This window comes from Cedecea davisae, from assembly GCF_044095835.1.
Lineage (GTDB): Bacteria > Pseudomonadota > Gammaproteobacteria > Enterobacterales > Enterobacteriaceae > Cedecea > Cedecea davisae.
In genome coordinates this window covers 3,640,789-3,663,089 of record NZ_CP172054.1, presented here as the reverse complement: position 1 = coordinate 3,663,089, position 22,301 = coordinate 3,640,789, and the positions used below count along the sequence as shown (strand labels likewise).

The following is a 22,301-nucleotide window of genomic DNA, read 5'->3' as shown; positions in this document are numbered from 1 at the left end:
GTTTTATTTTACTGAATAACAGGAGAGCAGCCCGTTCTGGCGCTCCGGAATGGGCTCAGAATGCCAGCCTCCCCCCGGCGTGGCGAAGCATAAGAACTTGTATAACGAGAAAGAAAAACTATCTTGTAAGCAATGTGAGCGAATAGAGAAAAAAGATGAGGTCGCTAAACTGTCTTAAATGGCTGCACGCGTTTGAAGCAGCCGCGCGCCACGGCAGCTTTACCGGGGCGGCAGAGGAGCTGGGCGTCACGCCTGCGGCGGTCGGGCAACTGGTTCGTTCGCTGGAGGAATGGGTAGGCCATCCGCTGCTGCACCGCACCCGCAGCGGCAAAGAAAGGCTTAGCCTGGTAGCCGAAGCAAAAGAAGCGTTGCAGGACATCACCGCCGGGCTGGACAGCCTGGAGCAGGGCCTTAACAAACTGCGGGGCGCGAGGGCCAGAGCGGTCGTGGTTATCACGGCTTCGCAGGTGCTGATGATGAACTGGCTGATGGAGCGGTTAAACCGCTTTTCAGAGCAGCACGACAGCATCGATCTGCGCCTCAACGTCACCGAAAAACTGACCGACGTGCTGCACGGTGAGGCCGACGTGGGTATCCGCTGCGGCCCCGGAAACTGGCCCGGATTGCAGTCAACATGGCTGATGGATGAGGAGGCGGTTATCGTATGTAGCCCGCAGCTGCTGGGCGGCGTTACCGAGGCCGACTGTCTGTCGAAGCAAAAGCTTATCTTTGATGACACGCCTCATCCCGGCGCGGATTTCCCCACGTGGGAGAGGATTCTGGCAAATATCGGCGTACCGGCATCGCAGCAAAATGGGCTACACATCAACTCCACGTCTGCGGTGATACTGGCGGCGCTGAGCGGGCGCGGCGTGGCGGTTGTACGCAAAGCTCTGGTGCAGCAGCTGATTGAGCATGGGCAGCTGCGCCAGCTGTTCCCGCAGCATAAATGGCCGCTTCGCTGGTCTTATTTTATAGTCCGTTCAGAAAGATCGACCCGCCGCCAGGAGGTCTCGCTGTTCCACGACTGGCTGGTGGCCGATGTGGGCGCTACGATTAAATGATGGAAAAACTGACTGAATTAAAGCGCGCGAAGCGGCTGGCTCTCTCATTACTGCTGATTGCTGCCGCCGTATTTATCGCAACTCTGTTTATGCCGCCCGGTTTCTGGGTTAGCGGCCTGAAGGCTATTTCTGAGGCCGCTATGGTCGGCGCGCTGGCGGACTGGTTTGCCGTGGTGGCGCTTTTTCGCCGCGTGCCGATCCCGTTTATTTCCCGCCATACGGCGATTATTCCGCGTAATAAAGACCGGATTGGCGACAATCTCGGCGTCTTTGTTCAGGAGAAATTTCTTGATACCCAGTCGCTAATTAACCTTATCCGCCGTCACGAACCGGCCCAGATGATGGGCGCCTGGTTCAGCCAGCCGGATAACGCGCGGCGCGTGGGGCAGCATTTGCTCAAGGTGATGGAGGCCTTTCTGTCGCTAACCGATGATGCCCGCATTCAGGGGCTTATTCGTAGGGCGGTGCATAAGGCGATTGATAAAGTCGACCTGAGCTACTCCAGCGCATTGCTGCTGGAGAGCCTGACCAAAAATAATCGGCACCAGGCGCTGCTGGACTCGGTTATTGCTCAACTTCTGACGCTGCTTGCCAAACCTTCAAGCCGGGCGTTTATCGCCCACCAGATAGTACACTGGCTGGAAACCGAGCATCCGATCAAAGCTAAAGTGCTGCCAACCGAATGGCTGGGCGAGCAGAGCGCGGAGCTGGTGACGGACGCGGTAAATTCTTTGCTTGATGATGTTAGCCAGGATCGTGCGCATCAAATTCGCGGCGCTTTCGACCGCGCCGTTCAGCGCCTGATCGAAAATCTGAAAAACGATCCTGAAATGGCGGCGAAAGCGGAAAGCATCAAAGAGTATCTGAAAGGGGACGAGAAATTTAATCTCTACCTGGGCGAGCTGTGGAACGACCTGCGCGGCTGGCTGAAGGCGGATATCGCCAGCGATGACTCGAGAGTGCAAAAACGTATTGCCGAAGCCGGGCAATGGCTGGGTGAAACGCTGATGGCGGATGCTTCCCTGCGCGCCTCGCTTAACGAGCACCTTGAGCAGGCTGCAAGGCAGGTTGCGCCGGACTTTTCCGCGTTTCTTACCCGCCACATCAGCGACACGGTAAAAAGCTGGGATGCAAAAGATATGTCGCGCCAGATTGAGCTTAATATTGGCAAAGATCTGCAATTTATCCGCATCAACGGCACGCTGGTGGGCGGCACGGTTGGGCTGCTGCTATACCTGCTTTCTCAACTGCCGGGCCTGATGGCGGGGTGGGGCATTCATTTTTAAGGCACGGAGCGGTTTGCGGCTCCGTGCTTTGAGCTTTGCCCTGGGGCTGTTAATCCGCCAGTTGAGTTCTCGCCAGCCTTTTTTCCAGCAGCCAAATAAACGGCGGCAGCAGGGCGGAGCTGGCTGCGGCCAGGAGCAGCAGCTGGTTAAGCGAGCGTGTTGTCATCTCCGTAGCCGGAAAGATGATGGCCGGGATGAAAAATGCCAGAGCGGTCAGCAAATGCATAATTGCGGTTTGCAGCGAGTTGAACCCGGCTCGCCACTCGTCTTTAGGGTAACGGATAGAGACAACAGAACTGGCTACAAGGCGGCAATAAGAGGTGCTGATAAAGATAACCATAAACAGCCAGCCCGCCGCAGAGCCGGACAGCGGCAGAGTAAAAGCCGCGAGGTAAAACGCGCCTGAAAGCAGCGTGATGCAAAAAGCAGAATATTTATTGGCCAGCTTGCCGGTAAGCTTTGTTGCCAGAAGCCCGGCAATACCGCCCAGCAAAAATAGCCACGCTAAATTCCCCTCTGCGGCCTGCATTCTCTGGATTAATAGTGGGACCAGCACCGGGATAATCAGCATTGGGCTGAACTGCGCCAGCCCGGTGGCGGAAGCAAAAAGCAGCAGCTCCGGGGTGATTTTCAGACGCCCTGCGGTTCCTTCCAGGCGCGGTTCCTTAGGCACAAAAACTATCATCAGCGCCGATGAAATAAAGCACAGCAGGCCAATAACGCCCAGCGCTAAATGCCAGTGAAAATGGCTGCAAATAAACAGCACTGCGGGCATGCCGACAATGCTCACCGCTGAAAAAGAAGCGAGAACCGTCGCCAGTACCTTCGCGCGCTGTGCCGGTGGAGTGAGGTTAATCATTAGCCCAATGCCCACGCCCATGGTGGTGCCCCCGATAAAACCGGCCAGCAGGCGGAGCACCAGCAGCATGCCAAAGCTGGAAGTGGCGGTGATAGCCAGCGTCAGCAGCCCGAGCAGCGCCATATTGCTCACAAGCAGGCGCTTTTTATTGAGCTTATCGACCCATAAAAAAGCGCCAATCCCTGAAATGACCGCCGCCAGGGTGTAGATCCCCGTAATATAGCCGGACCGGGTGACGGGCACGGAAAAGTCCGGTGCCATAAAGGTAAATACGGGATTGAAAACCATATATTCCAGCGCGTTAGTAAATTGCAGAAAAGCGATTGTCAGGGCGATAACCGTGAGTCTTTTATTGTCAGTGCGGAGCATATACAGAGCCTGTGAAAATGAGATGAACACAGTTTGTCATATGGTGAAAAGGGTGATTAGCCGTTAAAATTAGCAATCATTTTTATCAATAATGGGATAATCAATGCGCCCGAAAATGGACCTGAATGCCCTGCGTGTTTTTGTTGAAGTGGCAAAGCACGGCAGCTTTTCCGGGGCCGCAAAAGCGCAGGGAATGCCGACCTCGAACGTCAGCCGCCAGGTGCAGCAACTGGAGGAGCGGCTGAACCTCAGATTGATCGAGCGCACCACCCGGCACCTGAAATTGACGGAGGCGGGGCAGCTGCTTTATACCCGCATGGGCTCCATGCTGGATGCCCTGACGGACGCCGAAGTGGCGCTTTCGCTCCAGCAAAATCAGCTCACCGGGCAGCTTCGCCTGTGTGTGCCCAACGAGATTGGCCCGGCGCTATTTGCTAAAGCGATGGCCGAATTTGCCGTTCTGCATCCGCTGCTGGAGATTTCCTGCACCACCAACCTCGCCGGTGAGGAAGTGCTGAAGCAGGATATTGACCTCGCAGTGATTATCTCTCGCGGCAAGATGGCGGACAGCAGCATCATTGCCCTTCCTTTGCTTACGTTCCCCTGCTGCGTGGTTGCCGCCCCGCAGCTGTTGCAGAAAGTTGGCCACCCCACGCGCATTGCGCAGCTAAAACAGCTGCCCTGCATTACTACCGTTAGCGCGCTCAACGGCGAGGCGTGGCAGTTTATGATGAGCGGCGGGCGGTTTAAGAAGGTTGCCGTTAAAGCGCACTACCGGGTGAACAGCGGTGAAATGGCCTTTCAGGCAGCGGTCGCTGGCCTGGGTTTTGCCATCCTCGCGAAGCAGGCCTGCGCCCGCTATTTGCAGGAGGGAAAGCTGGTCGAAGTAGCGCTTGAGCATCAGGCCGCGCCGCTGGCGCTCTCGATTGTGTATAGCGGGCAAAACTACCTCCCGGCCCGGGTGAAAGCGCTGATTGAATTTCTGCGCCAGTACGCCGGTGATTTGAAAGGCAACTTTTCCATCGGCGAAGAGTAATTATGCGCCGCGCTGGTGCAGTCAGCCTTTGCACCCGCGCTTTCTGGTGCATTAACGCCCTTAGCTGATGTTTTCCTCCCCCGGCACTAAACGCCAAATCTGGCCCCTGGCGGGCAATCAGGCGAGAGGCAAAGGATCGCTTAAGTAGTGAAATATATCGTCTGACCAATTTAACCAGGCAAAGAAACAGCCCCGCCTTAATGCGCCAAAATAGCCGCCAGAAGCTGGCACAAAGCTTGCTCAACTCCTGTTAAAGCAACAGGAGAAGAAGATGAGTACAGATAATTTCCCCGCGATTAAAAAACCAGCGTTGATTATCGTTGATATGCAGAACGACTTTATTCGGGACGGAGCACCGCTGGAGGTGCCGGGCGGCAGGGATATTATTGGCCGCAACTTAGCGCTATTGCAGTATTTCCGCGAAACAGGGCAGCCGGTGGTCTTTTTAAGGTGGCTGGCGGTGGAGAACGATCCTAAAAGACGCCTTGAAGGCAAATTCTCGTGGATGAGCCTGCTTGATGAAACCACCCAGGCCTGCCGCCTCGGCTTTACCCGCCGCTACCGCGATGTGGATGGCGAGCTCGATGGATCGGCGGTTATTGATGAGCTAACTCCCCAAAATAATGAATTCACCATTTTTAAATACGGCTACGGCGGCTTTTATGGCACTTCGCTAGGGGAGCATTTATCCCAGCTTGGAGTCGATACTCTGGTCGTTACCGGCGTGGTGGCCGAGTGCTGCGTGGAAGATACGGTGCGCCAGGCCTGGAACCACGCCTACGCCACGCTCGCGGTTAGCGATGCCATTGCGGCGATGAGCGAGAAACGCATGGTGGAGTCCATGAGCGTTATTGAAGAGAACTACGGCTGGGTTGCCACAACCTGCCAGGTTATTTCCCTGCTAAATCAAAATAACAATAAATAAGAGGCCGCTATGCTCGAACTTTTTAGTATTCGCAACATCATGGTTCATATTCCCCTCGGCACCGGCGGCTACGATCTTTCGTGGATTGAAGCTATCGGCACCGTTCTGGGGCTGATTAATATCTGGCTGGCCAGCCGCGAAATCACCATCAATTATTTGTTTGGCATTTTAAACGTGCTGCTGTTCACGTTGGTGTTTTACCAGATCCAGCTGTATGCCAGCATGCTGCTACAGGTGTTTTTCCTGGTGGCCAATATTGTCGGCTGGTACATGTGGTATCAAAGCGACAATTCGGCCAGCCCTGCGATGGTGGTCAGGTGGATGCCGGTTAAACAGACCCTGGTTGTTTCGATCATCAGCGTGCTGTGCATCGCGCTGGTGGCGGCGAATATTGATGCGGTGTTTATCTGGCTGAGCAACGTGGCGGTTAGCGTGTTGCAGCTCTTCGGCGTGACGTTACAGCGCCCGGAAGCGATTCCCGATCCTTACCCGATAGCGGACTCCACCATTATGATCTTGTCGATTGTGGCGACGGTGTTGATGATCAAAAAGTATGTGGAGAACTGGATAATCTGGTGCGGGCTGGACGTACTTTCGGTCTGGCTGTATGCGAAGCAGGGCGTTTACTTTATGTCTCTGGAATACACGCTGCTTATCTTCATCGCCGCTTTCGGGACGTGGAACTGGATCAAGCTTGCTCGTGAAAACCGAATCTACGCGGGCGGGCAGCAGGGCGCGAAAATAAGCATAACCCCGTAAGGATGATCGCTTTAGAGTCGTCATCATCTTGCAGCGTTCGGATTTTAAAACGATAAGCGTTGGTACCATATCGACGGCAATTTACGGGAGGTTTAGGTTAGGGCAACTACTCTTAAGGCTGGGCTGCGGTATCCGCAGTGACTGAGATGTTAACCCTAAAGAAAGGATTTTACGATGAAGGTACTTACTCTTGTTTCATCTCTGGCGTTGGCCGGTTTTTGCTTTTCCGCGGTAGCTGCAACACCTGAAAACATTGCCGTTTATGCTACCCATAAATCTACCGGTTCTATGTCCGTGGGTGGAAAAAGCGCTTATACCAACACCTTTGAAGTGATGGTTGCAAACGTCTCTGATAAGGATATTGATCTCTCCAAAGTGTGTCTGAAAGCAATCTCTCCTGACCATAAGGAATTTAAGCTCGACACCGTGGATGAGGCTCTGGCTAAAGGCCAGCTGAAGGCAGGAAAAATGGCTAAAGGTATCGCTGTTTTCGCCTCCGAAGATGCGAAAGTTAATGATGCGTTGCTGATTACCCTTTCCGGTGAGTGTAAGTAACCGTAACTGGCAGCCCATTCGGGCTGCTACCTTTTGACTGACTCAACGAGCCTGAATCGCTTCTTTTATTTTCCTTGGCTCCTGGCGGCTATCCTCTATTTTTTAATTTATATCATGACAATGGATAGTCATGAATGATTAGAGAATGTAAATGACAACTATTTAGAATACACAAAATTACTGATTGATGAAGCCGCTGTGTTTAATGTTAATTGAATAAAGGTTCAGCAAAATACCTCCATCGAATGATTATGGTTATTGAAAGTCATGAATGGAAATAATAATAAATCTCAGTTACGTGCGTCTGAAACAAAAAAATGCACGCTGGTCAGTCTCTGCATTAATTTTTTCCTGTCTGTATTCCAAATAATAGCCGGCGTTTTTTCAGGTTCGCAGGGGCTTATTGCAGATGGGATTCATTCTCTTTCAGATCTCTCTTCTGATTTTGTCGTTTTAATTGCTAATAAGAAAGGGCAGAAGGAGTGTGATGACGACCATCACTACGGCCATTTGCGCTTTGAAAACGGCGGAAAGCTCATTATCGGGGCGATTCTTCTTTTAGTGGGGCTGGGTACTATCTGGTCGGCCGGGGGAAAACTTCTTCATAACAGCTTGCCTCAGGAGATAAACCCCTTAGCAATATGGGTAGCTCTAATCGCGCTGGTGATAAAAGAGACCCTTTTCCGCTATATGCTGTTTGTTGGCAAACGCATTCAGTCATCTTTGCTTATCGCGAACGCCTGGCATGCTCGATCTGATGCGGCTTCGTCGGTCATTGTGGCGATCGGCATTATCGGGAATATGCTGGGGTTCCATATGATGGACTCGATTGCTGCTCTGATTGTCGGCCTCTTCATTGCCCGGATGGGCTATCACTTCTCCTCTGACGCTCTTCAGGATTTGATGGATCGTTCTGTTGATACTGAACTGGAACATGAAATAAGGGTTTGCCTGTTGTCTACGACAGGTGTGGAGGGAGTTCATGATTTGAAAACACGTAAAATGGGCGACTACGCTCTGGTTGATGTCCATATCGAAGTCAACGGGGATCTGTCTATCCGGGAAGGCCATGAAATCGCGATAGACGCCAGAAAAAGGGTGATGGCCGTTTTTGATGTACTCAATGTCATGGTCCATATTGAACCCGAAGATAGCGACTGCCGGTAAGTATTATGTAACTGTTATCGTATTTATTTTACCGTTTGAAATGTATTTCCCTATAAATTGTTGTAATACACAATTTACGGTTATTATTATTGTTTTGACATATCATTTCCTATCTTGACATAACTAAACGGTTCCTAACCGAAGCTTATTCTTTTATTTCCCACAGTATGCCAGGGGTTATAATAGGCTGTCTTTCAAAAGGGGAGCTCTCGGGTAGCCCTGATGAAGAGATATAATGGCGGGTAGCGCGGCTACGCTAATTGTCGCTCACACATTTAAGTGAAAATGAACAGGAGAAGATTTATGACTTGTAATATTTCTGATGAACCTCCATCGAGAGAGGAACATATGGGCTGACTATCTACATTGAGACTCAGTGTATTCAATGGAGACGGTCTGTGCAGTTGCCATGAAACTGCCGGAAATTGATCTTTCATTTTATGCACTCAGGTTGAGGTGTAGTATGTCGCTACTCACAAAGCGCTACATGTTTTATGTTGATGCTAAAAGCACAATCATTTTCTCAATGTTGGCAGACACTGTTCAGTCAATACCATCGCCATTTCATACATCCTTCAATAAAAAGCTTACGGTATGGGGACAATTTGCCGGTAAGCTCCAGCTCAAACTGAAACAAAAAAGGCAACGTGTCGTTGAAGATAATATCAACTCACTATTGCCATAATTCGTAATAAGCCCTGGTGGTGCCTGTTTCTGACGGCTAAATCTTAGTCGCCAGGGCTTTTTAGGGTTTAATAAATCTAATCTTGTCTCATTCGTTCGCGCTCAGCGAGGGTAACCTCATGCGTGCAAGTTAATGAGCGGAGTTTCCTATTATGCATGTTTTAACAACACACATAAGCAAGAAGACTTCTGTCGTGAACGACCTGATTGTTGGCTTTATTATAGCGGCCTGCATCATTTTGTTCATTTATGGTTGGCAGGGAATGCACACCCCTTTCGACGGGCACTCGTTGCCTGACGTTAGCCTGGACTATCATTTACTCCCCTATTACACATTGCGCACAACTATGCGATTGCTTATTGGGCTTTTTTACTCAATGCTCTTTTCGATAGTGTTTGCGGTATTAGCAGCAAAATATGCTCCCATGAGGAGGGTTATTTTACCTTTCGTAAATTTTATGGAGTCGGTGCCTTTAGTCGGATTCCTGACATTCACGACGGGATTTTTTCTCGGACTTTATCCGCACAGCGTTATGGGGCTTGAAGGGCTGGCTATTTTCGCAGTCTTTACCGCACAAGCCTGGAATATGATGCTGACGTTATATCAGACGCTAAAGGTCGTGCCTGATGAGTTATCCGAAGCCACTGAGGCTTTTGGTTATAACCCATGGCAAAAATTTTGGCGTCTGGGGTTCATCTATTCGTTCCCGGGTTTGCTATGGAATACGATGGTCTCTCAGTCCGCGGCCTGGTTTGCGCTGGTTGCTTCAGAGATGCTTACCGTAGGGGATGGCAGTACTAATTTACCCGGGGTTGGCTCGTATATCGGTATCGCTTTACAGAATGGCAGCCTCAACGGCGTTATCCTGGGAGTATTAGCCCTTATCATCAATATTCTCATCTTCGATCAACTGCTATTCCGCCCGCTGGTTCGCTATGCGCATCAGTTCAAATATGAGGATGTTAGTGACAGAAAAATTCCAGGCTCGTGGTTCTATCAATGCCTTAGTCAATCGCATATAGGCCTTGGCTTAGGGCGCGCATGTAAAAAGTTGTCCATATTCTGGTTATTTGTTCTGCCTAAAGCGTGGTATGGACTAAAGCTAAACCGACTTTTTGCTTTCCTTGCGCAAATGAATTGGCTGTGGTCCAGCCTTTGGTATCTGGCTATCGTGGTCGGCTGCATTTATTACGGGCATCAGCTGTGGCTGTTTATTCCCAAGGAGTACCTGGCTTCACTTCCTGGTTTAATGGGGCTAACCGCCGCTCGAGTCATCGGAGCAATGGTGTTAAGCGTAATTATCTTCACACCTCTGGGTGTGTGGATTGGCCTGCGGCCAAAACTTGTGCGCTTTTTCCAGCCGATTATTCAGGTGATGGCGGCGGTGCCTGCCAACGTCTTTTATCCATTGATAGCCTTTATGATTGTGGCCTGGCATCAGAATTTGGGCACCTGGACAATTCCAATGATTATGTTGGGCACGCAATGGTACGTGCTGTTTAACGTCATTGCCGGAACTTCCATGATCCCAAGTCAACTCGTGGAAGCAAGCCGGGTGTTTCATCTCCGTGGCTTACTCTGGTGGACCCGATTCACGCTCCCGGCAGTGTTTCCCTACATCGTCACCGGCGTTATTTCTGCGGCTGGTGGAGCCTGGAATACCGCTATCGCAGCGGAAGTGCTGAGCTGGGGGAAAATCACCTTACAGACGCACGGACTCGGAGCCTTTATTTCTCTGGCCAGTGATGCGGGCCAAAACCCACAGGAAGCTCTGGGCTGCCTGGCTATGTGCTTCATGGTTCTGCTGTGCATTATTTTTGTCTGGCAGCCTATGTATCGTTACGCAGAGACGCGCTTCAAATTTGATTAGTTATTAACAAATTAAAGATGTCAGGGATTATTATGAAAAAATCATCAGTAGTATTAGAGATTAAGAACGTCTCAAAATCATTTAATAAAGGTCGTAAGCAAAAAGTAACCGTGCTGGATAATATTAGTCTTGAGATTAAAGAGAATGAAATCGTTGCTTTACTGGGGCGCTCCGGCTCAGGAAAGTCAACGCTATTAAGGATGGTTGCTGGATTAGTAGAGCCGGATATAGGCTCTATTGTTTGCTGCGATTTACCCATCAACGGGCCAGGCAAACATACCAGTATGGTATTTCAGTCTTTTGCACTTTTCCCCTGGCTAAACGTTTTTGATAGCGTGGCATTTGGGCTTCAGGCGCAGGGATTATCGTCAGATGAGGTGGGTAAAAGGACAATGGACATGCTTGATCTGATAGGGCTTTCCGGGTACGAAAAAGCCTATCCGAGAGAGCTGTCAGGAGGAATGCGGCAGCGTGTTGGATTCGCCCGTGCACTAGCCGTCGAACCGGAACTGTTGCTGATGGATGAGCCATTCTCGGCACTGGATATTTTTACCGGTAATAAACTACGCCAGGATCTTATTGAGCTGTGGGAAAATCGTGTGATTAAGACGCGCTCGATGTTGCTGGTCACTCACAGCGTCGAAGAAGCGGTAATGCTTTCTGACAGAGTCTGCCTGCTGGGGGGAAAAGCCAGCACAATCACGGATACCTTTCATATAGATATTGAGCGTTCTCTGAGAACCAAAGACAGTATTGCGCCAATGGTGGATAAAATCAGCGATGCGCTAAACGACAGGATAGCATCTTGTGTCTGAAGGGAGACTCAGGGCGGTAGACAATATTAGTCACCACGGCATCTAACATATTGTTATGAAAATTTGAGAGCTACCTGTTTTATAGGGAGGAGAATCATTATACCAGGTAAATGGTAACTCTCATTTTTTCTGCTCAATCGCCTGCCATATTTCGACGATTAGATTATGGCAGGCGATACCTTTGATTCAATATGGGCCGTTAACTAGTAGCAGCAGACTTGCTGATTTTCGACGCACTAAAGTTAGCCAACTTACTAAATTTCAGGCATAAAAAAAGACGTCGGTTGACGTCTCTTGATATGAATTTGGTACGCCCTACAGGGTTCGAACCTGTGACCTACGGCTTAGAAGGCCGTTGCTCTATCCAGCTGAGCTAAGGGCGCACTGGGGAGTGCGGGTGTCATTGCAGAAGAATCACACCTTTGTGCGGGTGGGATTATACGGTCAGCACCCTTTGAGTCAATGGCTTTTCAACCACCTGCGCGACAATTGAGCATAAACCCACATCAGAGCCTGACAGCGGGCCGCGCATCTGACAAAATAGAAGCAATCCCCTTCCTTTAAGTTTACAGATGGAATTCTCTCTCTGATGGCAGCAAAGATTATTGACGGTAAAACGATTGCGCAGCAGGTACGGCTTGAAGTTGCTGAAAAAGTAAAAGCCCGAATTGCCGCAGGAAAACGCGCCCCTGGTCTGGCCGTTGTATTGGTGGGAGCGAACCCTGCGTCCCAGATTTATGTTGCCAACAAACGCAAAGCTTGCGAAGAGGTCGGTTTTGTCTCCCGTTCTTACGATTTGCCGGAAACCACCAGCGAAGCGGAGCTGTTAGGGCTGATTGACGACCTGAACGCCGATGCTGAAATCGACGGGATCCTGGTTCAGCTTCCGCTGCCTGCCGGGATTGATAACGTGAAGGTGCTCGAGCGTATCGACCCGAATAAAGACGTAGACGGTTTCCATCCGTACAACATTGGCCGCCTGTGCCAGCGCGCGCCGCGCCTGCGCCCTTGTACGCCACGCGGTATCGTTACGCTGCTTGAGCGCTACAACATCGACACCTACGGCCTGAACGCGGTCATCATTGGCGCTTCCAACATCGTTGGCCGCCCGATGAGTATGGAACTGCTGCTGGCGGGCTGCACCACCACCGTGACCCACCGCTTTACCAAAAACCTGCGCCAGCACGTTGAGAACGCCGACCTGGTGATTGTTGCGGTAGGCAAACCGGGCTTTATTCCGGGCGAGTGGATCAAAGAAGGCGCTATCGTAGTGGACGTGGGTATTAACCGTCTGGAAAGCGGGAAAGTGGTCGGCGACGTAAATTATGATGAAGCCGCCGCCAAAGCCTCGTATATTACGCCGGTTCCGGGTGGCGTGGGTCCGATGACCGTCGCCACTCTAATCCAGAATACCTTGCAGGCCTGCGAGGAATATCATGATGTCGATGGAGAGTAATAATGGCGACCTTCTCATTAGGTAAACACCCACATGTTGAACTGTGCGATCTGCTGAAGCTGGAAGGCTGGTGCGAAAGCGGCGCGCAGGCGAAGGCGGTGATTGCCGAAGGCATGGTGAAGGTGGACGGCGAAGTCGAAACCCGCAAACGCTGCAAAATCGTTGCCGGGCAAACCGTGGCTTTTGAAAGCCTGAGCATTACCGTTCAGCCCTAACCTCTGACCTTAACCCTCGGTCTCACCGGCTGAGGGTTTGCTTTCTCTTAATGCTCTGCAACTGAATCCCGCAAGACAAACTCCGCCAATCAGGCTGCAACGCTTGGGCTGGCCGAAGAGCGCCGCACCCTGTCGCCACTACTCAAAACCTGCGCGACTTCAAATATTCGATAACAATATGGCAACAACGAAGATTTCAGTTGCGGGGAAAAATCCCTTTCGGCACTCTAGGTAGAACGTTCTAGTAGAACGTTCTACCAACCATAAAAACGCGTGAACAGACAAAACGCGGTTACTGCGTCTGCACCGGGGGAAACGTCCATGAGTCTGTTGTCCAGTGTTGTAAAATCGTTATCAAAGCTTTCCATGATTGGCCGCGCCTTAATGCTGCCAATTTCTTTGCTGCCCGCCGCGGGCCTGCTGTTGGCGTTCGGCGATAAGTTTCACTTACCGTTAATGATGAACGCGGGCGGGGTTATTTTCGATAACCTGCCTATGCTGTTTGCTATCGGCTCCGCCGTTGGCCTGGCCGCAGAATCCGGCATCGCCGCGCTTTCTGCTGCGGTTTCGGTGTTTATCATCAATATTACCATCGGCACCGTGATGCACATTACGCCGGAAATGGCCTCCGCAGGCGGTAAATACGCCATGGTGGTGGGTATTCCGACGCTGCAAATGGGCGTCTTCGGCGGCCTTATCTCCGGTATTCTTGCCGCGTGGTGCTACAACAAATTCCACACCATGCAGTTGCCGGAATTCCTCGGCTTCTTCTCCGGCAAACGTTTCGTGGCAATTGCTACCGCGTTTCTGTCGTTCCTGCTGGGCATGGTTCTGCCGTGGGTCTGGTCTTATATTCAGTCCGGCATTGATGCGTTGTCCGTAGTGGTAAATGGCGATAATCAGGCGGCTTCGACCTTTATTTTTGGCCTGGTTGAACGTGCGCTGATCCCGCTTGGCCTGCACCACATTTGGTATCCGTCCTTCTGGTATTCGTTCGGGGAATACACCACCCACGGCGGGCAGGTTATTCACGGCGACCAGACGATTTGGTTCAAAATGCTGGAGGAGGGCGTGAAGTCCTTCAGCAGCGACAGCTATCAGGATGCCGGTAAATTCATGCAGGGCGAGTTCCCGCTGATGCTGTTCGCGCTGCCTGCCGCCTGTCTTGCGATGTACCATGAAGCCAACACCAAAAATAAGAAAATTGCCTCCGGTATTTTGTTCTCCGCGGCGCTGACCTGCTTCCTGACCGGGATAACCGAGCCGGTAGAGTTCACCTTTATTTTTGTGGCTCCTATCCTGTACGTGTTTAACGCCGTGATGGCCGGGCTTTCTTATATGTGTATGTACCTGCTGCATGCGCATATTGCGAAATCCTTCTCCGCCGGGATGATCGACTATATCTCCTTCGGCATCCTGCCGTCGTTCAACGGCTACCAGACCAACTTCCTGATGGCGGTTGTGGTGGGCGTGCCGATGGCGCTGATTTACTACTTCACCTTCCGCTTCGTTATTCGCCGCTTTGACGTGAAAACGCCGGGCCGCGCCGAAATTACCGCCAACGCCGGGGATAAAACCGATACCGAGCTGGCTGGCGATATCATCGGCCTGCTGGGCGGCGCGCCGAACATCAACTCCGTCGGCTCGTGCATTACCCGCCTGCGTCTTGAAGTGGATGACAGCACAATGGTGGACAAAGACGGCCTGAACAATCTGGGCGCGCGCGGCGTAGTCTTCGTCGGCGACTCGGGTATTCAGGTGATATTCGGGGCCAGAGCACAGTTCATCGCACAGACGATGTCGACGATGATCGGTAAGTGATGTAATACCTTTCGGCCTCCTGTATGTTTCAGGGGGCTGAAATTTATGGAAAGGCGCTAACAGGGGCGGAATGAAAAAGGTCAATATCATTGATGTTGCGGAGCTGGCGGGCGTTTCGGTGTCTACCGTTTCGCTGGTACTGCGCCAGAAAGGGAAGATCTCCGAAGCAACCATCGAGAAGGTTAATGCGGCTATCAAGCAGCTGGGCTATGTCCATAACGTCGCCGCCGCCAACCTGCGCTCCAGCACTTCAAACCTGATTGGTCTTATCATCCGTGATTTCAACGACTCCTTTTCGATAAACGTCACCGCAAGCGTGGTGCAGCATCTTGAGAAACAAGGCTATATGGTGTTTCTTGGCCAGCCGCGTGACGACCAGCAGCAACTGCGGAATTGCCTGACGTCTTTTGCCCAGCAGGGTGTTGCCGGTGTGATTTATCTGGCGGCTGACCGCCACTCTGCCGAGCTGCCTCAGGCCATTGCCGACTGCCCGCTGCCTACGGTGGTTATCTCTGAGTCCACGATTACCAGCTCGCGGGATGTTATTGGCCGCGACAACCGCCAGGCCGGAAACCAGGCCACCCGCTTTTTGATAGAGCGCGGGCATCGTAATATTGCCTGGCTCGGCGGCAGTAAGTCATGCCTGATCCGCGCAGAGCGACTATCGGGCTACCGCAGCGCCTTGCAACAGTACGGCCTGCCGTTCAGAGAAGAGTGGGCGGCGGAATGTGCGGACGACACGTCAGCAGCGGCATATGCTACCCGGCAGATGCTGGAAAAGAGCAACCAAATCACCGCCATGCTGTGCCATTCTCCGGCGTCAATTATCGGCGCTATCACCGGTATTCAGCAGGTCGGGCGCACGGTGGGTAAAGATGTGTTTCTTACCCAGCAGGTGTCGCTCATCGGCTTTGAAGACATGATGTACATTAATCTCACTTCACCGAGTTTTACCTACGTTTCCGCCGCCAGCGAAGAAACCGGCCGCCAGGCCGCCTCGCTTATCGTCAGCAAAATTAAGCAGCCTGAATTGCCTGCCCAGCGCATTATTATTTCCGGAGAGCTGGTTCCGCGTGAATCTGCCTGAGGCTGAAATTAATAATAATGTTATTAATCTACTCATAATTAACGTCATTTTATTAACGTATGGTTTTCATTATTTTCCATATTAATGATGATTAAGGCGTTTATATTGCAATGGTTATATAACCGGGTCACACTGGCATCCCGTTACTAAGAATTATCTGTAAAAATGCTAAGACGATTCGCACTCATTTTTGTGGTTTTCCTCGGTTTTTATTCTGGCAATGCTCTGGCAGTCAACTGCCAGCGGGCCGCAACGCCGCTGGAAAACACCATCTGCAATAATGAAAATTTGCACTGGCTTGACGCCACGATGACCATTATCTATCGGGCAATGCTTATCAATTCCGACGCCCCTGCGGTACATAAAGAGTACCTGGAGTGGGAGAAATCGCTGGAAAGCTGTACCTCTGACAGCTGTATCGAGCGTGCCTATTATGAAGGTATTAGCCGGATTTCAGATGCTAATGAAAATTTTGACTGGCAGGGAAAGTGGTGGAATACCGCGGCACCAAACCGCAGCGGCGGCATCTTAACCTTTAGCCGCAACGCCGAGTGGTCTTTAACCGTTGATATCCGGGCATGGGCCGGGGTTAATCATGACGATTTCACCGCCGAAGCGAGAAAGCTTTACGGCATGGCTGTGGTGGAAAAAGTGGAAGATACCAGCAACTGTAAGCTGTTGTTTATTCCCCGCCAGGATGGTTCTATCCAGGTGCATAGCAACGCCGACTGGGGCTGCAATATGTCGATGCCGAACGGCGTATTTGTTGATGGCCGCTATGTAAAGAGCCAGACCGATCCGCGTCCGAAGGCCACGCTGCTGTCAATTGGCGTTTTCCCGGATGAAGCAACGGATATCCGCTTCCGGGAGATGGTCGGAGAGGATTATCAGCGCTTCGTTGATACGGCTAATATTTATATTTATCAGGATGATATAGATAACATAGGCGCGAAGGTTATCTCCATGTGGGTGCGAGGCCAGGCAAACCGCCACACCGCAATTATTATGTATACTCCGGAAGGCAAAATGTGGGCCGCCCGCACCGCTCCGGGTAAAAACGGCGTGCAGGAAGCCAAGTTTTACCGTTCTAAGGGCAATGAAAAAGAGCCACTTCCCCGCACGCTCCAGAGCTGGAAGCTAAGGTTTTTAGAGAAGTAATTTTTACCCTCACCCCAGCCCTCTCCCTGAAAGGGAGAGGGGGCTAAAAACTCCGTTTATCTCTCTCACCCTCAGGGGGAGAGCTGCCGCTACGCAATTTTTCCTTTCACTCGCATAGCTGCCTATCTCTGGCACCACCGCGCCTGAGTTGGGTCAAAGCCGGGGACGATGAGAGCCGGGAACAAGGGCATCGCTGCGAGACTTAAAGCAACACTGACTTTCAGGATGGCTGCGGGATTGAAGCGCTGCACTTGTTCCGGCTTAAATCGCCTCCGTTTTCTCTCCGACTGACCAGGGTCCGGACGCCGGGAGCGGGCGGAGGCTGTGAGCGTCGGGAACGCATCGCAGCCGACCCAGGGCTGGGAGATAAAACGGAGGTTTACCGCTTGCGGCGATTTATCTCGCCGGGAGTCCGGGTTCTCAGGGGAGTGACGGTGACTCCCCTGAGACGTTCACGAGTGCTGGAGCTACATAAGCAGCGGAATATTACGTGAACGGAATTATCTCCGGGTTCGCATACACGACTGTAACCAGAAGAGATAACCTCTGTGAGCACGGTTATGTTCCGTTCACCGGGAATCTGTTTTCCCTGCACGTTCCGCGAACGGTGAACGTGTCAGGGGGAAATACGCCTTTCCCCCTGACAACCCCCGGCGCCGGCAAACTCATCGCCGCTAAAGCGGTAAACCCCCGGCTATCACCCAAACATTCGGGGTCGTTCGCGATCCGTTCCCGACGATCGCTCTCTTTCGCTGCTCCCGGCAGCTCCACCCCGCCTGAGTTGGGTCAAAGCCGGGGACGATGAGAGCCGGGAGCAAGGGCATCGCTGCGAGACTTAAAGCAACACTGACTTTCAGGATGGCTGCGGGATTGAAGCGATGCACTTGTTCCGGCTTAAATCGCCTCCGTTTTCTCTCCGACTGACCAGGGTCCGGACGCCGGGAGCGGGCGGAGGCTGTGAGCGTCGGGAACGCATCGCAGCCGACCCAGGGCTGGGAGATAAAACGGAGGTTTACCGCTTGCGGCGATTTATCTCGCCGGGAGTCCGGGTTCTCAGGGGAGTGACGGGGGCAAGGGCGTGGCTGCGGAATCTAATGCGATCTGGCACTGGTGATACAACGCTATTTTTGCCCCCCTCGCCCCTTTGGGGAGAGGGACGGGGTGAGGGGAATGAACTACGCCAGCGTGCCGACAATCTTCAAATCGCTATCGTCCGGCACTTCGTTATAAGAAAGCACATGCAAACCAGAGCTGAACAGGCGCCCATAGCGCGACAAAATCGGGCGTAGCTGCGGCGTAACCAGCAGCAGCGGCGGCAGGCTTTTCGCCTTCATTTGCTCGTAAATCATCGGCATAGTGTTTTGCAGCTGCGCCAGAATATTCGGGTCAACCGGGAAGCTGTCCAGCGCCACTTTACCGGCCTGCTGGGCCTGGTTTAGCGCGTTCAGCAGCAGGTTTTCCAGCTCGTTATCAATGGTGTAGGCCGCGAGCTGCCTGCGGTCGCCGTTGATATTATGCAAAATGGCACGACGCAGGGCGTAACGCACGTCGGCGCATAGCAGCTGCGGGTCCTTCGTCACGGCTGAACTTTCAAGCAGCGTGGCGGCGATGGTGACAATATCCTTCAGGGAAACCTGCTCAAGCAGCAGCTGGCGGTAAATCTTCAGCAACTGACTGAAGTTAAGCGCGTTGTTTAAATCCTCCGCCAGCTTCGGCGCCTGCAATGCCAGGCGAGAATGCAGGTGCGTAATATCATCGTAGTTAAACAGCTCCGGCAGATGCTGGCGCGCAACTTTATTGACGTGAGTTGCCACTACGCTTGCGCAGTCCACGACCTGGTAACCCAGGTTCAGGGCGCGAGCTTTTTGCTCCGGGTCAATCCAGACTATCGCCATGCCGTAGGCCGGGTCGGTATCCAGCACGCCGTCTATTTCGCCGTACAGTTCACCGCCGGGGATAGCCATCAGCTTTTCTGCGTTAACTTCGCCCAGCGCCACCCGGATGCCGTTAATGTGAATGGCGTACTGGGCGGGTTTCAGGCGGAAGTTTTCGCGGATGCGAATCTCCGGCAGCAGCACGCCGCAGGTCTCAGAGATAACCTGCCTTGCGCCGCGAATACGCTGCGACAGCGGGCTGCCTTTGGCGGCATCCACCAGCGAAACCAGCTTGTAGCCGAGGTTCAGGCCAATTGGCTCCACCAGCGGGATGCTCTCCCAGCTGACGGTCGGCTCTGTTTCCGGGGCCAGCGCTTCCTGAATCGCCTCCATGTCGTCGTCCTGCTGCGCGGCAGGCTGAATAACTTTGCCCTGTCGCCAGGCTGCGAACAGCAAAAGCGCGGTAAAGCTCAGGAAAGCGATGTGAGGCATGCCCGGCACTACGGCCAGAATAAACATCACAAACGCGGCGGTATAGAGCACGTTCGGGCGGGCGAGCAGCTGAGTTTTAATCTCATCGCTGACGTCGCCGCCGTCGCTGACGCGGGTAACGATAATGGCCGCGGCGGTTGCCAGCAGCAGGGAAGGGATCTGGGCAACCAGGCCGTCGCCGATGGTCAGCAGCACGTACTGCTGGAACGCATGGCTGGCGTCGAGATCGTATTTGAAAATACCGATACAGATCCCGCCGATCACGTTGATGATAAGCACCATGATCCCGGCAATGGCGTCGCCGCGAACGAACTTAGAAGCCCCGTCCATTGCGCCGTAAAAATCGGCTTCGTTCGCTACGTCTTTACGCCGCGTTTTTGCCTGCTGCTGGTTAATTAACCCGGCATTCAGGTCGGCGTCGATAGCCATCTGTTTACCCGGCAGCGCGTCGAGGGTGAAGCGAGCCGAAACTTCGGAAATACGCTCCGCCCCTTTGGTGACCACCACGAAGTTGATGATCATCAGAATGACGAACACCACGAAGCCCACCACGAAGTTACCGCCGATAACGACCTGCCCGAAAGCCTCGATAACCTTACCGGCCGCGCCTTCGCCTTCATGGCCGTGCAGCAGCACCACGCGCGTGGAGGCCACGTTGAGCGTCAGGCGCATCAGCGTGGTAATAAGCAGCAGGGTCGGGAAGACCGCGAAGTCCAGCGGGCGCTTGCTGTTTACCGCCACCAGCAGCACGATGACCGCCAGCACGATGTTGAAGGTAAACAGGATATCCAGCACCAGCGGAGACAGCGGCAGGATAATCATCGCCAGCACGCTGAGCAGCAGGATCGGCACGCCAACGTGCGTCTGCCTCAGGATGGTAACGGCCTGGGTTAACTTACTGTTCGCCATCGGCTTTTAATACCTCTTTTGGAATATCAATCTGCCTGTTAAGGCGGGGTTTTTGCTCAACTTTGCCCGCACGCCAGGCTTTCACCTGCATCACGTAAGTCAGGACATGAGCAATGGCGCGAAACAGCTGCGCCGGAATCTGCTGGTTGACGCGCGTGGTGTAATAAACCGCACGCGCCAGCGGAGGGAATTCAACTATTTCCACGCCGTGGTTCTGGGCCACTTCGCGGATAAACATCGCTACGTCGTCCACGCCTTTTGCCACGATATAGGGCGCTTCGGCTTTATCCGGGTCATATTTCAGGGCGACGGCGTAGTGGGTTGGGTTAGTCACAATAACGTCCGCGGCCGGAACCGACTTATTGATTTGCCCCATCGCCATCTGGCGCTGTAGCTGGCGGATACGCCCTTTGATCTGCGGGTTGCCGTCGTTGTTCTTATGTTCTTCCTTCACTTCTTGCTTGGTCATGCGCATTTTTTTGGTGAACATAAATTTGCTCAGCGGCACGTCCAGCAGGGCGAACACGACAATTACAGCCACAAAGTAGCTAATGACGTGGTGGAAAATATCAAACCCGCCGTCGATGGCCTGGCGCAGGTAAAGCTGTTGCAGGTTCAGCAGCCCGTTGAGCGAGTCGTGCACCATGGTGTAAAGCACGGCGAGAATAACGCCGCACTTGGCCAGCATTTTGCCGACCTCCACGTAGTGGCTGCCGGAAACCATTCTTTTAAAGCCGCTGATGGGGTTAATTTTTTTAAAGTCCGGCAGCAGCTTGTTGGGGGTAAATATCCAGCCGCCCGGGATAAGGCTTGAAACAATGCAGGCCAGCGGAATCGGCACTAACGTGGCGATAAACTTCAGCACGATAATCACGTTAAGCATCATAAACTGGCCGAGCGCGCCGCTATCGTCGAGCTTGCCCGCCATGGTGCCGACCGACAAAAACGACTCGCCAATCAGCGTTTTGTAATAAGGGAAGAAGCTGCCGAGCGTAATAAAGGATGCCACCAGTCCGACCGCCATGGTCAGGTCTTTGGAGCGAGGAATATCTCCCTTCTGGCGCGCCTTACGCAGTTTACCTGCGGTAGGTTTTTCGCTTTTATCTCCGCTTGAGGCCGACATCAGTTCACCCGCATCGCATCAAGCCTGGCAAGGATCTCATTGGTTAAATTGAGATAGTGCTCGGGAATATGGGACACAATCATGGTGATACACAGCAGGCCGAACAGCATGCTTATCGGGAAGCCGAGAGAAAACAGGTTCAGGGTCGGCGATACGCGGTTAAGCAGGCCAAATCCACCCTGCACAATCAGCATTACAAAAGTGGTGGGCAGCGCGACAAGCGTGGCGGAGGCCACTATCCAGCCGAGGCTTTGCACCAGCTGCTTTAGCGTCGGCTCGTTGATAGCCTGGCCGATGGGCCAGTAGCTGAAGCCCTTCACCAGAATGGTCACTACCAGCAGATGTCCGTCCATGATGAAGAACAGCAGGGCGCAGAAAATAAAGATAATTTGCGAAATAACCGTGGTCGAGCCGCCGTTGACCGGGTCGTTCATCATCGCCATCCCCAGCCCCATATTCATCGACAGAATATGCCCGGCGGTTTGCAAGGCGACGAACACCAGCTGCATCGTCATGCCAAACAGCAGCCCCCAAAGCAGCTGCTCGCCGATAAGCAAAATAGCGCGCATCGACACCAGTTCGTTAAGCACCACGTTGTTGTGCAGCATCGGGGTAATCAGCGCCGTGAGCGTTAATGCGGTGGCAATTTTAATGCGGCGGGAGAAGGCTTTGTTGTCGAGCACCGGGCAAAAATGGATAAACGCCAGAATACGCACGAAGGGCAGCACCATCGCCATCAGCGGATTGAACAAGTCGTGGATATTGATGCCCATAAT

General features: G+C 52.7%; 19 protein-coding genes and 1 tRNA gene. 15 read left to right on the top strand and 5 right to left on the bottom strand.

Annotation, left to right across the window (positions count from 1 at the left end; all coding sequences use genetic code 11):
* The first annotated feature begins 155 nt into the window (after positions 1-155).
* Positions 156-1,064 (top strand): LysR substrate-binding domain-containing protein, encoded by a 909-nt coding sequence (locus ACG1VR_RS17565; RefSeq protein WP_395489426.1) that lies wholly within the window; start codon positions 156-158, stop codon positions 1,062-1,064.
* A complete protein-coding gene (locus ACG1VR_RS17560) occupies positions 1,064-2,350 on the top strand; it encodes a DUF445 domain-containing protein (protein ID WP_172570316.1) in 1,287 nt (428 codons plus the stop codon). The genes ACG1VR_RS17565 and ACG1VR_RS17560 overlap by 1 nt, the downstream gene beginning before the upstream one ends.
* A 49-nt stretch (positions 2,351-2,399) precedes the next feature.
* Here ACG1VR_RS17560 and ACG1VR_RS17555 read toward each other — a convergent pair whose 3' ends face one another.
* Complete coding sequence (locus ACG1VR_RS17555) at positions 2,400-3,578, bottom strand: MFS transporter (protein ID WP_395489425.1); 1,179 nt, start codon at positions 3,576-3,578, stop codon at positions 2,400-2,402.
* A 103-nt stretch (positions 3,579-3,681) separates the two neighbouring features.
* On the opposite strand from ACG1VR_RS17555, the gene ACG1VR_RS17550 reads away from it, so the two are divergent.
* From ACG1VR_RS17550 to ACG1VR_RS17515, 8 genes are all read left to right on the top strand, one after another.
* Positions 3,682-4,614: a LysR family transcriptional regulator gene (locus tag ACG1VR_RS17550; RefSeq protein ID WP_395489424.1), complete on the top strand. Its 933-nt coding sequence runs from the start codon at positions 3,682-3,684 to the stop codon at positions 4,612-4,614.
* A gap of 271 nt (positions 4,615-4,885) precedes the next feature.
* A complete protein-coding gene (locus ACG1VR_RS17545; protein WP_016535256.1) occupies positions 4,886-5,539 on the top strand; it encodes a cysteine hydrolase family protein in 654 nt (217 codons plus the stop codon).
* 9 nt (positions 5,540-5,548) lie between these two features.
* Positions 5,549-6,298, top strand: a complete 750-nt coding sequence (pnuC, locus tag ACG1VR_RS17540) for a nicotinamide riboside transporter PnuC (protein WP_395489423.1) — start codon at positions 5,549-5,551, stop codon at positions 6,296-6,298.
* Positions 6,299-6,472: 174 nt separating this feature from the next.
* Entirely contained in the window at positions 6,473-6,853 is a 381-nt protein-coding gene (locus tag ACG1VR_RS17535) for a DUF4354 family protein (RefSeq protein ID WP_172568161.1), read from the top strand.
* Positions 6,854-7,120: 267 nt separating this feature from the next.
* A complete protein-coding gene (locus ACG1VR_RS17530) occupies positions 7,121-8,020 on the top strand; it encodes a cation diffusion facilitator family transporter (protein ID WP_395489421.1) in 900 nt (299 codons plus the stop codon).
* A 463-nt stretch (positions 8,021-8,483) separates the two neighbouring features.
* Positions 8,484-8,705 carry a hypothetical protein gene (locus tag ACG1VR_RS17525; protein WP_148374893.1) on the top strand — a complete coding sequence of 74 codons (222 nt, stop codon included), beginning with the start codon at positions 8,484-8,486 and terminating at the stop codon, positions 8,703-8,705.
* A gap of 193 nt (positions 8,706-8,898) precedes the next feature.
* Entirely contained in the window at positions 8,899-10,575 is a 1,677-nt protein-coding gene (locus tag ACG1VR_RS17520; RefSeq protein ID WP_265438792.1) for an ABC transporter permease subunit, read from the top strand.
* 32 nt (positions 10,576-10,607) lie between these two features.
* Entirely contained in the window at positions 10,608-11,390 is a 783-nt protein-coding gene (locus tag ACG1VR_RS17515) for an ABC transporter ATP-binding protein (protein ID WP_395489420.1), read from the top strand.
* 306 nt (positions 11,391-11,696) lie between these two features.
* On the opposite strand, the gene ACG1VR_RS17510 is transcribed toward ACG1VR_RS17515, so the two are convergent.
* Positions 11,697-11,773 (bottom strand) — tRNA-Arg (locus tag ACG1VR_RS17510).
* 206 nt (positions 11,774-11,979) lie between these two features.
* Between ACG1VR_RS17510 and folD the strand changes: the two genes are divergently transcribed.
* The 5 genes from folD to ACG1VR_RS17485 all read left to right on the top strand — a co-directional run bounded on the left by folD (position 11,980) and on the right by ACG1VR_RS17485 (position 17,127).
* Entirely contained in the window at positions 11,980-12,846 is an 867-nt protein-coding gene (folD, locus tag ACG1VR_RS17505) for a bifunctional methylenetetrahydrofolate dehydrogenase/methenyltetrahydrofolate cyclohydrolase FolD (RefSeq protein WP_216377211.1), read from the top strand.
* Between the two features lie 2 nt (positions 12,847-12,848).
* Positions 12,849-13,061 (top strand): ribosome-associated protein YbcJ, encoded by a 213-nt coding sequence (gene ybcJ / locus ACG1VR_RS17500; RefSeq protein WP_016535264.1) that lies wholly within the window; start codon positions 12,849-12,851, stop codon positions 13,059-13,061.
* A 321-nt stretch (positions 13,062-13,382) separates the two neighbouring features.
* On the top strand, positions 13,383-14,882 hold the full coding sequence (locus ACG1VR_RS17495; protein WP_039897981.1) for a PTS transporter subunit EIIC: 1,500 nt from the start codon (positions 13,383-13,385) through the stop codon (positions 14,880-14,882).
* 70 nt (positions 14,883-14,952) lie between these two features.
* Positions 14,953-15,969 carry a Mal regulon transcriptional regulator MalI gene (gene malI / locus ACG1VR_RS17490; RefSeq protein WP_395489419.1) on the top strand — a complete coding sequence of 339 codons (1,017 nt, stop codon included), beginning with the start codon at positions 14,953-14,955 and terminating at the stop codon, positions 15,967-15,969.
* A gap of 165 nt (positions 15,970-16,134) precedes the next feature.
* Positions 16,135-17,127, top strand: coding sequence for a lysozyme inhibitor LprI family protein (locus ACG1VR_RS17485; RefSeq protein WP_395489418.1), 993 nt, complete (start codon positions 16,135-16,137; stop codon positions 17,125-17,127).
* A 1,175-nt stretch (positions 17,128-18,302) separates the two neighbouring features.
* Here ACG1VR_RS17485 and ACG1VR_RS17480 read toward each other — a convergent pair.
* Genes ACG1VR_RS17480 through fliR form a run of 3 tightly spaced genes read right to left on the bottom strand, consistent with a single transcriptional unit; the run spans position 18,303 to position 22,298 of the window.
* Positions 18,303-20,402: a flagellar biosynthesis protein FlhA gene (locus ACG1VR_RS17480; RefSeq protein ID WP_395489417.1), complete on the bottom strand. Its 2,100-nt coding sequence runs from the start codon at positions 20,400-20,402 to the stop codon at positions 18,303-18,305.
* Positions 20,389-21,525 carry a flagellar biosynthesis protein FlhB gene (gene flhB / locus ACG1VR_RS17475; RefSeq protein WP_016535269.1) on the bottom strand — a complete coding sequence of 379 codons (1,137 nt, stop codon included), beginning with the start codon at positions 21,523-21,525 and terminating at the stop codon, positions 20,389-20,391. Before flhB ends, ACG1VR_RS17480 begins: the two co-directional genes overlap by 14 nt.
* On the bottom strand, positions 21,525-22,298 hold the full coding sequence (gene fliR, locus ACG1VR_RS17470) for a flagellar biosynthetic protein FliR (protein ID WP_395489416.1): 774 nt from the start codon (positions 22,296-22,298) through the stop codon (positions 21,525-21,527). The genes flhB and fliR overlap by 1 nt, the downstream gene beginning before the upstream one ends.
* Positions 22,299-22,301: the final 3 nt, after the last annotated feature.